General features: G+C 68.3%; 14 protein-coding genes. All 14 read left to right on the top strand.

The genetic code is table 11. From position 1 onward, the window contains the following. Nucleotides 1-4: 4 nt before the first annotated feature. The 14 genes from HF886_RS06645 to HF886_RS06580 all read left to right on the top strand — a co-directional run bounded on the left by HF886_RS06645 (nt 5) and on the right by HF886_RS06580 (nt 13,946). Nucleotides 5-229 carry a hypothetical protein gene (locus HF886_RS06645; protein WP_169621143.1) on the top strand — a complete coding sequence of 75 codons (225 nt, stop codon included), beginning with the start codon at nt 5-7 and terminating at the stop codon, nt 227-229. Between the two features lie 32 nt (nt 230-261). Then, nucleotides 262-993: an enoyl-CoA hydratase gene (locus HF886_RS06640; protein ID WP_169621142.1), complete on the top strand. Its 732-nt coding sequence runs from the start codon at nt 262-264 to the stop codon at nt 991-993. Next, nucleotides 990-2,108, top strand: coding sequence for an MBL fold metallo-hydrolase (locus HF886_RS06635; protein ID WP_169621141.1), 1,119 nt, complete (start codon nt 990-992; stop codon nt 2,106-2,108). Before HF886_RS06640 ends, HF886_RS06635 begins: the two co-directional genes overlap by 4 nt. Before the next feature lie 52 nt (nt 2,109-2,160). Further along, the gene (locus tag HF886_RS06630) at nt 2,161-4,644 is read left to right on the top strand and encodes an HAD-IC family P-type ATPase (protein WP_169621140.1); all 2,484 of its coding nucleotides are present in this window, start codon (nt 2,161-2,163) and stop codon (nt 4,642-4,644) included. Nucleotides 4,645-4,685: 41 nt separating this feature from the next. Then, nucleotides 4,686-5,024 carry an antitoxin gene (locus HF886_RS06625; protein ID WP_169651874.1) on the top strand — a complete coding sequence of 113 codons (339 nt, stop codon included), beginning with the start codon at nt 4,686-4,688 and terminating at the stop codon, nt 5,022-5,024. Nucleotides 5,025-5,111: 87 nt separating this feature from the next. Then, complete coding sequence (locus HF886_RS06620) at nt 5,112-5,300, top strand: antitoxin (protein ID WP_169621138.1); 189 nt, start codon at nt 5,112-5,114, stop codon at nt 5,298-5,300. A gap of 53 nt (nt 5,301-5,353) precedes the next feature. Then, complete coding sequence (locus HF886_RS06615) at nt 5,354-7,009, top strand: Na+/H+ antiporter (protein WP_169621137.1); 1,656 nt, start codon at nt 5,354-5,356, stop codon at nt 7,007-7,009. Nucleotides 7,010-7,099: 90 nt separating this feature from the next. Further along, nucleotides 7,100-8,323 carry a histidine kinase gene (locus HF886_RS06610; protein WP_169621136.1) on the top strand — a complete coding sequence of 408 codons (1,224 nt, stop codon included), beginning with the start codon at nt 7,100-7,102 and terminating at the stop codon, nt 8,321-8,323. Between the two features lie 31 nt (nt 8,324-8,354). Next, entirely contained in the window at nt 8,355-9,140 is a 786-nt protein-coding gene (locus HF886_RS06605) for a LytTR family DNA-binding domain-containing protein (protein ID WP_169651873.1), read from the top strand. Continuing rightward, nucleotides 9,125-9,514: a hypothetical protein gene (locus HF886_RS06600; protein ID WP_169621134.1), complete on the top strand. Its 390-nt coding sequence runs from the start codon at nt 9,125-9,127 to the stop codon at nt 9,512-9,514. Before HF886_RS06605 ends, HF886_RS06600 begins: the two co-directional genes overlap by 16 nt. A gap of 6 nt (nt 9,515-9,520) precedes the next feature. Then, nucleotides 9,521-11,293 (top strand): cation acetate symporter, encoded by a 1,773-nt coding sequence (locus tag HF886_RS06595; RefSeq protein ID WP_169651872.1) that lies wholly within the window; start codon nt 9,521-9,523, stop codon nt 11,291-11,293. Nucleotides 11,294-11,418: 125 nt separating this feature from the next. Next, nucleotides 11,419-11,781 (top strand): DUF485 domain-containing protein, encoded by a 363-nt coding sequence (locus HF886_RS06590; RefSeq protein WP_169621132.1) that lies wholly within the window; start codon nt 11,419-11,421, stop codon nt 11,779-11,781. Then, entirely contained in the window at nt 11,778-13,412 is a 1,635-nt protein-coding gene (locus HF886_RS06585) for a cation acetate symporter (RefSeq protein WP_169621131.1), read from the top strand. Before HF886_RS06590 ends, HF886_RS06585 begins: the two co-directional genes overlap by 4 nt. A gap of 102 nt (nt 13,413-13,514) precedes the next feature. Beyond that, nucleotides 13,515-13,946, top strand: a complete 432-nt coding sequence (locus HF886_RS06580; protein ID WP_169621130.1) for an SRPBCC family protein — start codon at nt 13,515-13,517, stop codon at nt 13,944-13,946. Nucleotides 13,947-14,004: the final 58 nt, after the last annotated feature.

The following is a 14,004-nucleotide window of genomic DNA, read 5'->3' as shown; positions in this document are numbered from 1 at the left end:
CGGCATGCCCGAACGCAAGAAGGTCTTGTTGCGGCTCGACCCGGCGGTCCACGACGCGCTCGCGCGCTGGGCCGCCGACGAGTTGCGCAGCACCAACGCCCAGATCGAATTCCTCCTGCGCCGCGCGCTGGCCGAGGCCGGGCGGGCACCGCGCGACGCGGGCAGGATGCGTGGTCCCGGACGACCCCGCGCTCAGGAGTCGCGCGGTACGGGCGACACAATGGAATGATCGTTGGGCAGTGACGGAAGGGTGCCAGATACATGATCGGGATCAACCGCGACGGTGACGTCGTCACGCTGGAATTGCAGCGCGAAGAACGCCGGAACGCGCTCAATTCGCAGTTGTGCATCGAGATCCGCGATGCGGTCGAACAGGCAGTCGGCGACGATGCCCGGGTAGTCGTGATCACGGGCCGCGGAACGAGCTTCTGCGCCGGCGCCGACCTGTCCGGCGACGTCTATGCCGCCGGGTTCCTCGACAACCTCGGCGACATGCTGCAGACGATCGAAAGCGCACCGGTTCCCGTGATCGCGGCGATCAACGGACCCGCCATCGGAGCGGGCACCCAGCTCGCGCTGGCCTCGGACCTGCGAGTGGTGGCCCCGGGCGCGAGGTTCGCGGTGCCCGCAGCGCGTCTCGGGATCTCGGTGGACCGATGGACGGTGCGTCGGCTGGCGTCACTCGTCGGCGGTGGTCCGGCCCGGACCGTCCTGCTCGCCGCCGAACCCATCGACGCCGAGGAAGCGCTGGCTCGCGGCCTCGCCAACAGGATCGGCGACCTCGCCGCCGCGCAGGCATGGGCGCAGGAGATCGCGAAGCTCGCGCCGCTGTCGCTGCAAGCACAGAAGCTGTTCCTCAACGACGACGGCACCCGCGACGACAGCACACCCGAGCAGACGGCAGCACTGGCTGCTGCGTGGCTCAGCGAGGACGCCCAGGAAGCCAGGCTGGCCCGCGCGGGCGGCCGCGACCCGATCTTCCGCGGCCGATGAGGGCCCGGCAGGCCGCGTCGTCCGCGCTCGCCGGCGCAGGTGCGCTCTGGTTCGCTCGTGCTGCACGGGGCCTGCCGAGTTCGATCGGGGCTTCCGTCTCCGACATCCGGCCTTACGCCGCAGGATCGCCGCACTATCGCAACGGGCGGTTCCACAACACCGATCCCGCGTCCGTGCTCGATCCCGACGACAGCGGCGGACTCCTGAAGGACATGCTCACCCGCGGTTCCCGTGGAACCCCGCGCAGCGACGTGCCCCTCGCACCGTCGCTCGCGCCGGTTGACGCCGCCGAACTCGCCGTCACCTGGTTCGGGCATTCCAGTGCCCTCCTCGAGATCGACGGCTACCGGGTGCTCTGCGATCCGGTGTGGAGCGACCGGGTCTCCCCGTCGCCGACCGTCGGCCCGAAGCGGATGCATCCCGTGCCCGTCGAACTGCAGGCGCTGCCCGCCGCCGACGCGATCGTCATCTCGCACGACCACTACGACCACCTCGATCGGGTCACGGTCGAAGCCCTCGCCGCCCTGCAGCCCGAGGCCCGGTTCGTCGTGCCCCTGGGGATCGGTGCCCACCTGCGACGGTGGAAGGTCGCCGAGAACCGGATCGTCGAACTCGACTGGGATCAGCACGTCGAGATCGACGGTCTGCGCATCACGTGCACCGAGGCCCGGCACTTCTCCGGCCGCGGTCTGCAGCGCGACATCACTCTGTGGTCGTCCTGGGTGATCGCGGGTCCGACCCGCCGCGCGTTCTTCGGCGGCGACACCGGTTACACGCGGCGCTTCGCGGACCTCGGCGACAAGTACGGGCCGTTCGACCTGACATTGCTGCCCGTCGGCGCGTACGACCGGCGCTGGCCCGACGTCCACATGGACCCCGAAGAAGCCGTGCGCACGCACCTCGACCTCGGCGGCACCGAGCGTCGCGACAGCCTGCTCGTCCCCGTGCACTGGGGGACGTTCAACCTCGCCCTGCACTCGTGGTCCGAGCCGATCGCGCGCCTGCTCCCGGCTGCGCAGGAGGTGGGCGTCGCGACTGCCGTGCCGATGCCCGGCCAGCGGATCGACGCTCTCCGCCCCGTCGCGCGCGACCCGTGGTGGATCCCACTCGGCTGACGCAGCCTCCGGGGGAACAGGGGCGCCGCCCGGTGGAATACGCTCATTGGTTATGGCAGGAGAAGAGCCCACCGCGGTAGTCGAGACGAGTGACACGCTCACCGACGACCCCGCATATCTCGAGCACGGGCTGGCCACCGAACAGGTCGCCGAACGAGTCGCCCGCGGGCAGACCAATGACGTCCCCGACCGCGCGTCCCGTTCGGTCAAGGACATCGTCCGTGCCAACGTCTTCACGCGGATCAACGCGATTCTGGGCGTCCTGCTGCTGATCGTGCTCGCGACCGGCTCGATCGTCGACGGCATGTTCGGCCTGCTCATCGTGGCGAACAGTTCCATCGGCATCATCCAGGAAGTCCGCGCCAAGCGGACCCTGGACAAACTCGCGATCGTCAGCCAGACCAGGCCGGTAGTGCGCCGCAACGGCAGCAGCGGCGAGCTGCCCCCGCGCGAGGTCGTGCTCGACGACATCATCGAACTCGGTCCCGGCGATCAGCTCGTCGTCGACGGCACCGTCGTGGAGTCGGCCGGGCTCGAACTCGACGAGTCCTTGCTCACCGGTGAATCCGACGCCGTGCACAAGGACCCGGGGACATCGGTGATGTCGGGCAGCTTCGTGTCCTCGGGGACCGGCGCCTACCGGGCGACGAAGGTCGGACGGGACGCGTACGCGGCGCGGCTCGCGGAGGAGGCCAGCAAGTTCACGCTGGTCCACTCGGAGCTGAACGCGGGCATCAACAAGATCCTCAAGCTCATCACCTACCTGATGATTCCCGCGGGCCTGCTCATCATCTTCAACCAGCTGTTCTCGAGCGGTGAAGCCCTCGGACCCTCGCTGAGCGGCATGGTCGCGGCGCTGGTGCCGATGGTGCCCGAAGGCCTGGTCCTCATGACCTCCATCGCGTTCGCGGTCGGCGTCGTCCGGCTGGGCCGCCGCCAGTGCCTCGTGCAGGAGCTTCCCGCGATCGAGGGACTGGCACGGGTCGACATCGTGTGTGCGGACAAGACCGGAACTCTCACCGAGAACGGCATGCGGCTCGCCGACGTCGAACTCGTCGAGAGCCCCGGCGGAACCGACCTCGACGCTGCCCGGACCGCGCTGGCTGCCCTGGCCTGCGACGACCCCCGCCCGAACGCGAGCGTGCTCGCGATCGCCGAGGCGTTTCCCGACGGCCCCGATTGGGGCAAGCCCACGGCGATCGCACCGTTCTCCTCGGCGAAGAAGTGGAGCGGCCAGTCGTACGGGGCACACGGCAACTGGCTGCTCGGCGCGTGCGACGTGCTCCTCGATTCGGGAACACCGACGGCGCGGCGCGCGGAAGAACTCGGAGCTCAGGGGCTGCGCGTGCTGCTGCTGGCCCGCAGCGACCGGCCCGTCGACGACGCACTCGCACCCGGAACCGTCGCGCCCGTCGCCCTGGTCGTGCTCGAGCAGCGGGTGCGGACCGATGCGAAGGCCACGCTCGAGTACTTCGCGGAACAGCACGTCGACGTCAAGGTCATCTCCGGCGACAACGCCGTGTCTGTGGGAGCGGTCGCGTCGTCACTCGGCCTGCCGCACGGCGACAGCCCGATCGACGCGCGCACACTGCCCGACGATCGCGAGCAACTCGCCGACATCGCCGAAGCATCGACGACCTTCGGGCGCGTACGTCCCGACCAGAAACGCGCCATGGTCGGTGCGCTGCAGTCGCGCGGCCACACCGTCGCGATGACCGGAGACGGGGTCAACGACGTCCTCGCGCTCAAGGACGCGGACATCGGAGTCGCCATGGGCTCGGGCAGCCCCGCAGCGCGGTCCGTCGCGCAGATCGTCTTGCTCGACAACAAGTTCGCGACGTTGCCCTACGTCGTCGGTGAGGGCCGCCGCGTCATCGGCAACATCGAACGCGTCTCGAATCTGTTCCTCACCAAAACGGTGTACTCGGTGCTGCTCGCATTCTTCATCGGTGCGTCGGGGGTGCTGGCCCCGATCTTCGACTTCGATCCGCTGCCGTACCCGTTCCTGCCGCGGCACGTGACGATCGCCGCGTGGTTCACCATCGGTATCCCGGCGTTCCTGCTGTCGCTCGCTCCCAACAACGAGCGGGCACGACCGGGTTTCGTGTCGCGGGTGATGCGCCTGGCCATCCCGTCGGGCGTGATCGTCGGTGTCGCGACCTTCGTCTGCTACCTCCTCGTCTACGCGGGACCGGACCAGACCGAGGCACAGAAGGTGCAGGCCGGGACGTCCGCGCTCATCACCCTGATCATGATCGCCCTGTGGGTGCTGGCCGTGGTGGCACGGCCGTACCAATGGTGGAAGATCGCACTGATCGCGGGAGCCGTGCTCGGCTACGTCGTGCTGTTCTCGGTGCCGTTCTGCCGGGAGTTCTTCGCGCTCGACCCGTCGAACGTCGCGTACTCCACCATCGCGTTCACCTGCGGTGCGATCGGTGTGCTTCTCGTCGAGGCCTGCTGGTGGGTGACGGGTCGCATCCACGGTGAGCGCCGGCGTCTGTTCGCATCTCGGGAGGACCTGCCCGGAGCACCCTGACCTGTGGGACGCTGGTCGTAGTTCCAACGGAAGGACACGCCATGGGACTCATGGACACCGTCAAGGGACTGCTCGGCAAGGGCAAGGGTTACGCCGCACAGAACTCCGACAAGGTCGACGGGTACATCGAGAAGGCAGGCCACATCGCCGACTCCAAGACCCGCGGAAAATACTCGCAGCACATCGGCAAGGCGCAGGACGCGGCGCGCAAGCACCTCGGCAGCGAAAACCCCGCTGCCGGAAACCCGGCTGCCGAAAACCCCGCCACAGACGCTTCGGCATCGGATCCGCGGCCCGGGTCACCGCCCGCCGGTCCACAGCCCGATCCTCGCCCGGGGGGCGGTCCGGGCCCGGCTACCCCGCCGGGCACCGCACCCTGACCCGGCCGGGGCGGTGACCGGTTCATCACCCCGGCTCTCGCTGTGTCACGCTTTGTTCGCTCGATCATCGAACAAAGGGGTTCCCGCATGGGATTCATGGACAGCGTCAAGGGCATCGTGGACAAGGGCAAGCAGTTCGCGGCCGAGAATCCCGACAAGGTGAACAGCGCCATCGACAAGGTCGGTGACGTCGCGGACAGCAAGACCGGCGGCAAGTTCGCCGGGCAGGTCGATTCCGCGCAGAGTGCAGTGAAGAAGGCCCTCGGCACCAAGTGACGACGTGACCGGAGGGTGTGCCCCACGGGCGGCATAGGGGGAGAATCGGTCCCGTGAACGGGACCATGATTCTGCTCGTCGTCATCGCGGCCATCGCCGTCACAGGACTGGCGAACAGGGGAAACCTGCAGGGCCCACTGGTTCTCGTCATCATCGGCGCGATCGCGTCGTTCCTGCCCGGCCTGCCGCGGCTCGAGCTGGAACCGGACGTACTGCTCGGGGTCGTGCTGCCCCCGTTGCTGTACTCGGCGGCGCTGAAGTTCTCCGTTCCCACGTTCCGGCGTTATCTCGCACCGATCCTCAGACTCGGGATCGTCACGGTGCTGGCGACGGCGTTCGCGGTGGCATTCTTCGCGAACTGGCTGGTTCCGGACCTCACGTTCGGTGCCGCGCTGGTCCTGGGGGCGGTGGTTGCGCCCACCGACGCGGTCAGCGCGGTCGCGGTGGGGCAGAAACTCGGACTGCCCAAACGCGTCATCTCCATCCTCACCGGTGAAGGACTCGTCAACGATGCGACCGCACTGACGCTGTTCGCGGTGGCGATCGCCATGGTTGCGGGGACCCCGGTGTTCGCCGATTCACCGGTGCTGTTCTTCGCATACGGAGTCGTCGGCGGCGTCGCGGTGGGTCTGGTCCTCGCGGCAGTGGTGCACTGGGTCCGCGGCCGCATGTTCGACTCGCCGCTGGAAACTGCTCTCGGGCTGGTCCTTCCGTTCGCGGCTTATCTCGTCGCCGAGGAGATCCACGCGTCCGGGGTACTCGCAGTGGTCGCGGCGGGCCTGTACATCGGGCACCGGGCCACCGACACCGCGGTCACCACGCGGTTACAGGAACGCTTCGTGTGGGAGAGCGTCGACATCCTGCTCGAAATGTTCGTCTTCGCTTACATGGGCCTGCAACTGAAATTCGTCCTGGACGAAGTGGCCGACACCGGCCTCGACGTGGTGCCGGTGTTGCTCTATTCCGTTGCGGTGCTGGCGGTGGTCATACTCGTCCGCCCGATCTGGGGCTTTCTGAACTGGGGTCGCCGCCGGGCGGTGCGCACGGCCGGGTTCACCCGCCTCGGCCGCGACCCGCTGACGTACCGCGAGCACATCGTGGTGTCGTGGGCGGGGATGCGCGGCGTCGTCACCCTTGCCGCAGCCGGCGGTGTGCCGGCGGTCCTCGGGTCTGGGGAGCCGTTCCCGGGACGGGAGCTCATCCACCTGGCCGCGCTGGTCGTGGCGGTGGGCACGCTGCTCATTCAGGGCGCCACCATGCCGATGCTGATCCGGCGGCTCGACGTCGTCGATCCGTACGAACGCCTTCGCGCCACCGAGCAACGCGAACTGGCCCGCACCATCACGGCGAACGCGGCGAAAGAAGAGATCGCAAGCTTGGAGAAGGATCCGCCGGGCGGGTTCGACCCGGACGCGGTGCGCCGGATCCTCGAACGCGTGCGACGATCCGTCAAGGCCCGCGTCGACGCGCGACAGGTCGAGTCCGAGGACGACACCGAGGCCGGTGTCGACGCCGGCGCACTGTTCGACGAGTTCCGACGCGCCGTGCTCCGCGCCCAGCGCACCGCGCTCATCGCGGCACGAGACGACGGCACGTTGGACGACGAGAGTCTGCGGGCCGAACTCGAGAGTCTGGACATCGAGGAAGCCGCCGCGGAGGAACGGGTCGAACGTCGCGGCAGAACGGGAAACGGGACGCCCCCGCCGTGATCGACCCGCCCGTCGCCGGTGCTCGTCGTAGCGTATGACCATGATCGAACCGCCCGACCCCGTGGCCGTAGCGCCGAGGATCGCCGAAACGTGACCGGAACCGTTCTGCTCGCGTTCGCGGCCGTCACGATTCTGGTCGTCGCCGTACTGGCCGTGGTGTGGGCGCGGACCCGCCGGGTCGTCACCACCCCCGCCGAACGGGCCGTGCATTCCACGCTGCACACGGCGTCCCTCGCCGCGCGTCCCCTGCGACGGGGGCTCGACGCCTCGTCCGCGACGGAAGCGGCCGTGCACCTGCGGATGCTGCTCGCGGAAGCGCAGGCCGTCGCCCTCGTGGACGCGGACGGGACGCTGCTCGCGTGGGACGGCCCGTTCGAGAGCCTCGCGGACCGCATGCACGACGCCGCCGCGCGCGCCGTCGCGGAGGAGCGGCGGGTACTGGTCGGACACCGTGACCTGGCTCCGGGCCCCCGGGACCTCGCCGCGCGCGCACTGATCGCCCAGCCCCTCGTGATCGAAGGCGTGGGAGTGGCAGGTGTGCTGGGCGTGGTGACGACGACGACTCCCGGTCCCGCATTGCTCGGCGCGATCACGGAGGTGGCGCGGTATGCGTGCAGCCAGCTCGAACTGGCCGAACTCGACGCTTCCAGGGCCCGGCTCGACCGGGCCGAGCTGCGGGCCTTACGCGCGCAGATCAGCCCGCATTTCATCTACAACGCGCTCAACACCGTCGCGTCGTTCGTGCGCACCGACCCGGACCGGGCACGAGAACTGCTGCTCGATTTCGCAGATTTCACGCGTTACTCGTTCCGCGCGACGGGGGAGTACACGCTGCTCGCCGACGAACTGCGGAACATCGATCGCTATCTCACGCTCGAGCGAGCCCGTTTCGGCAATGCGCTCGAGGTGCGGTTGCAGGTCGCACCCGAGGTTCTCAACGTGACGCTTCCGTTCCTCGCGTTGCAGCCACTCGTCGAGAACGCGGTCCGGCACGGTATCGCCGGGACATCCACCCGCACCGGCACCATCACGATCACCGCAGCCGACGAGGGCACCGACTGCGTCATCAGTGTGGAGGACGACGGGGTGGGAATGGACCCGGAACTGCTGCGTTCCGGAACGCTGGACTCGATCGCCGAGAGTGAGCACGGCAGCGGGGTCAAGGAGTCCGCGCACGTCGGGCTCGCCAACGTCGACGACCGGCTCCGGGCCGCTTTCGGCAACGACTACGGGCTGGTGGTGGAGACCGCCCCGGGGGCCGGTACGAAAGTGAGCATGCGGGTACCCAAGTTCCGTGCGGGTATCCGGCCTTGACGGGTGCCCGACGTGGCACGATAGGTCCGCCGTGAACGACAAAGCAGAGAAGACACTCACCGTACTGGCCGTCGACGACGAACCGCCCGCTCTCGACGAGCTTGCGTACCTGTTGCGCGCTCAGGACGAGATCGCCCGGGTCCATACCGCGAGCGACGCGACGACGGCGCTGCGGTTGTTGCGCGACGGTGGGGTCGATGCGGTGTTCCTCGATATCAACATGCCCGGACTGGACGGTCTGGAGATCGCCGGCATCCTTCGCAACTTCGCGACCCCACCGGCTGTGGTGTTCGTGACCGCACACGACGACCGCGCGGTGTCGGCGTTCGACCTCGGTGCCGTGGACTATGTGCTCAAGCCCCTTCGGGAGGAGCGCCTCGCTCAGGCGGTGCAACGGATCGTCGAGCGGCGCCGGTCCGGGGCGGGGCGGGCGCCGGAACCACAGTCGGGCGACGAAGTGATCCCCGTCGAACTGGGTGGGGTCACCACTCTCGTTCCCCGGTCGTCGGTGCAGTGGGTGGAGGCCGACGGTGACTATGCCCGGTTGCACACCGCGACCGGTTCGCATCTCGTGCGCATCCCGATCTCGACCCTCGAGAGCCGATGGGCCGACGCGGGCTTCCTGCGCGTGCATCGGTCCTTCCTCGTCGCGCTGCCCCTGGTCACCGGTATTCGCAGCGTCGGCTCCGGCCTCGTGGTGTGTGTGAAGGGGAACGGTGACGCGCCACCGGTCGAGTTGCCGGTCAGTCGTCGCCACACCCGTGAACTCAAGGACCGCCTCATCCGCGGCCCGATGCAGACGTGGACGTCGCGGTGAGCACCCAGGCAGGCGGGTCACCCCCGCCGCGGCAGCGTGTGGTTCTCGCGCAGCGGCGGGGCGCGCGCATCGTCCGCACGCGGGTCGAGGTGCAGCAACAGACCGAGGTCGGCGATGCGATGGTGCGCGGCCTGGTGCGCGCCCAACTCGGCCTCGCCATCCGGGTCGCCCTGGCAACGGTGTGCCTGCTCGGGGCAATTCCCGTGCTGTTGCACTTCGTGCCGCGACTGTCGGAGGTGACGCTGATGGGCGTCCGGCTCCCGTGGATTCTGCTCGGCATCGTCGGTTATCCGGTCCTGCTCGGGATCGCGTGGGTCTATGTGCGCCTCGCCGAACGAAACGAGCAGGACTTCACAGACCTGACCGACGACTGACGCGCCATGACCGAGTCGATTCCCGTCGCGACCGTCGTCGGCCTCGTCGCGGCGGCTGTCGCCACCGTCGCGATCGGTGTCTACGGCGTCCGTATGGCCCGCACGACCTCCGATTTCCTCGTCGCGTCCCGCAGCGTCGGGCCGCGGTGGAACGCCGCCGCCATTTCCGGGGAGTACCTGTCCGCCGCGTCCTTCCTCGGCGTCGCCGGGCTGGTCGCGAAGTTCGGGGCAGACGCCCTCTGGTATCCGGTCGGGTTCACCGCCGGGTATCTCGGGCTGTTGTTGTTCGTCGCGGCACCGCTGAGGCGATCCGGTGCCTACACGGTGCCGGATTTCGCGGAGTTCCGTCTCGGCGAACGATGGCTGCGCACCCTGTCGATGATGGTGGTCGCGACCATCTGCGTGCTCTATCTCGTGCCGCAGTTCCAGGGCGCGGGACTCACGCTGAATATTCTTCTCGGCGTCCCGGACTGGGTGGGGGTCGCAGTCGTCGGCATCATCGTCGTCGCGAACGTGGTCGGTGGCGGGATGCGGTCGATCACGTTCGTGCAGGCGTTCCAGTATTGGCTCAAGCTCACCGCGGTCGCCATTCCCGCCCTCGTCCTGATCCTGCATTTCGTCGGTGATGATCGCGCGGTGGACGGTCCTGTTCCCCCGACAGTCACCGAAACCACCACCGTCGACATCACCGTCGACGTCATCGTGCAGGTCGCCGACCCGCTGGAGGTGACGGCCCGGGGCGACGTGGACGGTGTGCCCGTCTCCGGCGTGATCGAGCTTGCACCGGGAGAACACGAATTCGGGGCCGGAACCCAGCTGGTGCTCGAGGCGGGGTCGCCGGTCCCCGTGGTGGCGGGCGCTCCGTCGGACAACGACACCTGGGCCGCACCCGGCGCCGGGATCGGTGCGGGCGGCGCGCACCCGTTGTTCCAGGTGTACTCACTGATGCTCGCGACGTTCCTGGGCACCATGGGGTTGCCGCACGTACTCGTCCGCTTCTACACCAACCCCGACGGACGTGCCGCCCGCATGACCTCGCTGGCGGTGATCGGGCTCCTCGGGCTGTTCTATCTGTTCCCCACCGTTCTCGGGGTCTTCGCCCGGCTGTACGTCCCGCAACTGCTCATCACCGGCCGCTCCGACGCCGCGGTACTGCTGCTGCCCGGGTCGGTGCTGTCCGGGTGGGGCGGGCAACTGGTCGCGGCGCTCGTGGCCTCGGGTGCGATCGCGGCGTTCCTGTCCACGTCGTCGGGCCTGCTGGTGAGCGTGGCGGGGGTGCTGTCCACCGACGTGTTGCGCGGGCGGGTCCGTGACTTCCGGCTCGCGGCGGTGCTCGCGGGTGTCGTGCCGCTCGTGCTCGCGTTGTCGGTGACGTCCCTGGACCTGTCGCGGTCGGTGGGGCAGGTCTTCGCGATCGCCGCCTCCACGCTGTGTCCGCTGCTCGTACTGGGGATCTGGTGGCGCGGGTTGACGGCAATCGGTGCTGCCGCGGGCATGGTGGTGGGCGGCGCCGTCGCGGGTGGTGCCGCCCTGATGTCGATCGTGGTGCGGTTCGATCCGGCGACCGCGGAGGGATGGCCGGCGGTGCTGTCGGAATACCCGGCCGCGGCGAGCGTGCCGCTCGCATTCCTGACCATGATCACCGTGAGTCTTGCTACGCGGACGCGGATTCCGGCCGATGTGGGCCGCACGTTCTCGCGGATGCACGTGCCCGAGCGACTGGGCATGGGCCGGGATCGGGAGCTCGGAGCGTTCGACGACCGCCGTTCGTCGCAGTGAGCCGACCGTTCGTCGCATCGCTCAGCAGTTCGGCGTGCGGTCGGCACACCCCTCTATTTGTGTGATCGCCGTCTCATTAACGTGTGTGAGCACTACACCTCACACGTACGACCAAGGAGTCGGCAGTGACCACAGCACCTCCCAGCGAGAGCGACGTACCCCAGCGGCGCGTTCCGACGCCGCAAGAGTTCGTCGACATGCAGGAAAGCCCTGAGTTCCAGGAGCTGCGCAGTCGCCTGCGCCGGTTCGTGTTTCCCGTGACGGCGTTCTTCCTGGCCTGGTACGCCTTGTACGTTCTGCTCGCGACCTACGCGACCGACTTCATGGCCACCAAGGTCATCGGCAACGTCAACATCGGTCTCCTGCTGGGACTCGCCCAGTTCCTGACCACCTTCATCATCACCGGGGTGTACGTGAAGTTTGCCGGTCGTCAGCTCGACGGCCGTGCCGCTGCGATCCGTACCGAGCTGGAAGGACCGCAGCAGTGAGCGTTCTCGCACAGGGCACCACCGACATCGGTAACCCGCTCCTCAATATCGCGATCTTCCTCGCGTTCGTCGTCGTCACCATGGGCCTGGTCATCCGTGCCAGCCGGACCACGAAGACGGCGTCCGACTTCTACACCGGTGGCGGGCAGTTCTCCGGCCCGCAGAACGGGTTCGCCATCGCAGGCGACTACCTGTCGGCAGCGTCCTTCCTGGGTATCGCGGGTGCCATCGCCGTGTACGGCTACGACGGCTTCCTCTACTCGATCGGCTTCCTGGTCGCGTGGCTCGTCGCGTTGCTGCTCGTCGCCGAACTCCTGCGCAACACCGGCCGTTTCACGATGGCCGACGTGCTGAGCTTCCGGCTCAATCAACGGCCCGTGCGCATGGCCGCGGCGCTGTCCACCCTTGCGGTGTCGCTGTTCTACCTGCTGGCCCAGATGGCCGGTGCAGGTGGTCTGGTTGCGCTCCTGCTCGACATCGAAGGCAAGACGGGGCAGGCGGTCGTCGTCGCCGTCGTCGGTGTGCTCATGATCGTGTACGTGCTGATCGGCGGCATGAAGGGCACGACCTACGTGCAGATGGTCAAGGCGGTGCTCCTCATCGCCGGTGCAGGTGTGATGTTCGTGCTCGTGCTGGTCGCGGTGCGGGGCAACTTCTCTCAGCTCCTCGCCGACGCACAGGCCATGGTGTCGGGTTCCGCGAGCGAGGCTGTCGCCCAGCGCGACGTCCTGGCCCCGGGTGCGAAGTACGGCATCAGCGACATGTCGCGGATCGACTTCATCTCGCTCGGCCTCGCTCTGGTGCTCGGTACCGCCGGCCTGCCGCACGTGCTGATGCGCTTCTACACGGTGCCCACCGCGAAGGAAGCTCGTCGCTCCGTGACGTGGGCCATCGCGCTCATCGGTGGCTTCTACCTGTTCACGCTGGTTCTCGGTTACGGTGCTGCCGCCCTGGTCGGTCCGGACGTCATCCTCAACGCACCGGGCAAGGAGAACGCCGCGGCCCCGCTGCTCGCGTTCGAACTCGGTGGCACGGTGTTCCTCGCCGTGATCTCGGCGGTCGCGTTCGCCACGATCCTCGCCGTGGTCGCGGGCCTGGCCATCACCGCGTCGGCGTCGTTCGCCCACGACATCTACGCCAGTGTCATCAAGCGCGGCAACGCCACCGAGGACGAGCAGGTGCGCGTCTCGCGGATCACCGTTGTCGTGATCGGCCTGGTCTCGATCGTTCTCGGCATCCTCGCGATGGGACAGAACATCGCCTTCCTGGTCGCACTCGCCTTCGCGGTTGCCGCTTCGGCGAACCTGCCGACGCTGCTGTACTCGCTGTTCTGGAAGAAGTTCAACACCACGGGTGCGCTGTTCAGCATCTACGGCGGTCTGATCAGCTGCCTCGTGCTGATCGTGTTCTCGCCCGCTGTGTCCGGCAGCCCGTCCGCGATGTTCCCCGACGCCGACTTCTCCTGGTTCCCGCTGTCGAACCCCGGCATCGTGTCCATCCCGCTCGCCTTCCTGCTCGGCATCGTCGGCACGTACCTGGGCCGCGGCAAGCCGGAAGATCCCTACAAGCAGGCAGAGATGGAAGTTCGCTCGCTGACCGGCGTCGGCGTGGAGAAGGTTGTCTCCCACTGACTCTGCCCGACACGCCCTGACGATCCGAAGGCCCGCCCCGAAAGGGGCGGGCCTTCGGTCGCGTACGGCCCGCCACAGTGCCGGTCGTCTAGGCTGCCGCTCATGGCAAAACTCGAGGTGTCGACCGAACTCCCCATGGACCCGCACCGTGCGTGGGAGAAGGCATCCCGGCTGCAGAGCTTCGACGAGTGGCTGACCATCCACGACGGCTGGCGCAGCGAACTCCCGGACACCCTCACCGCGGGCACGACCCTGCAGTCGGTGGTCTCGGTCAAGGGCCTGCGCAACCGCGTCACGTGGACGGTCGTGGAACTCGACGCACCGCACCACGTGGTGCTCCGCGGGACGGGCAAGGCCGGGACGAAGTTCTCGATGCGGCTCGCCGTCACCGCCGCCGGCGAAGGCTCTCGTCTGACGATGAAGATCGACCTCGGGGGAGCGCCGCTGTTCGGACCTATAGGGTCGGGAGTCGCTCGCGCGCTTCAGGGCGACCTGCAGGCGTCGCTCGACACGTTCGCGCGACTCTACGGCTGACCGGGCACGCTCCCGCCATTCTTCTGCGCCGCATTTTTTTGCGCCGCACCTGCCTTCT

The sequence above is a fragment of the Rhodococcus sp. 105337 genome (assembly GCF_012844225.1).
Classification (GTDB): domain Bacteria; phylum Actinomycetota; class Actinomycetes; order Mycobacteriales; family Mycobacteriaceae; genus Rhodococcus.
This window is presented reverse-complemented; position numbering and strand designations above follow the sequence as displayed.

Coding starts and splice junctions, on each gene's coding strand:
- HF886_RS06595 (WP_169651872.1), top strand. CDS start 9,521: ATGACCGAGTCGATTCCCGTCGCGACCGTCGTCGGCCTCGTCGCGGCG.
- HF886_RS06635 (WP_169621141.1), top strand. CDS start 990: ATGAGGGCCCGGCAGGCCGCGTCGTCCGCGCTCGCCGGCGCAGGTGCG.
- HF886_RS06580 (WP_169621130.1), top strand. CDS start 13,515: ATGGCAAAACTCGAGGTGTCGACCGAACTCCCCATGGACCCGCACCGT.
- HF886_RS06640 (WP_169621142.1), top strand. CDS start 262: ATGATCGGGATCAACCGCGACGGTGACGTCGTCACGCTGGAATTGCAG.
- HF886_RS06645 (WP_169621143.1), top strand. CDS start 5: ATGCCCGAACGCAAGAAGGTCTTGTTGCGGCTCGACCCGGCGGTCCAC.
- HF886_RS06630 (WP_169621140.1), top strand. CDS start 2,161: ATGGCAGGAGAAGAGCCCACCGCGGTAGTCGAGACGAGTGACACGCTC.
- HF886_RS06625 (WP_169651874.1), top strand. CDS start 4,686: ATGGGACTCATGGACACCGTCAAGGGACTGCTCGGCAAGGGCAAGGGT.
- HF886_RS06620 (WP_169621138.1), top strand. CDS start 5,112: ATGGGATTCATGGACAGCGTCAAGGGCATCGTGGACAAGGGCAAGCAG.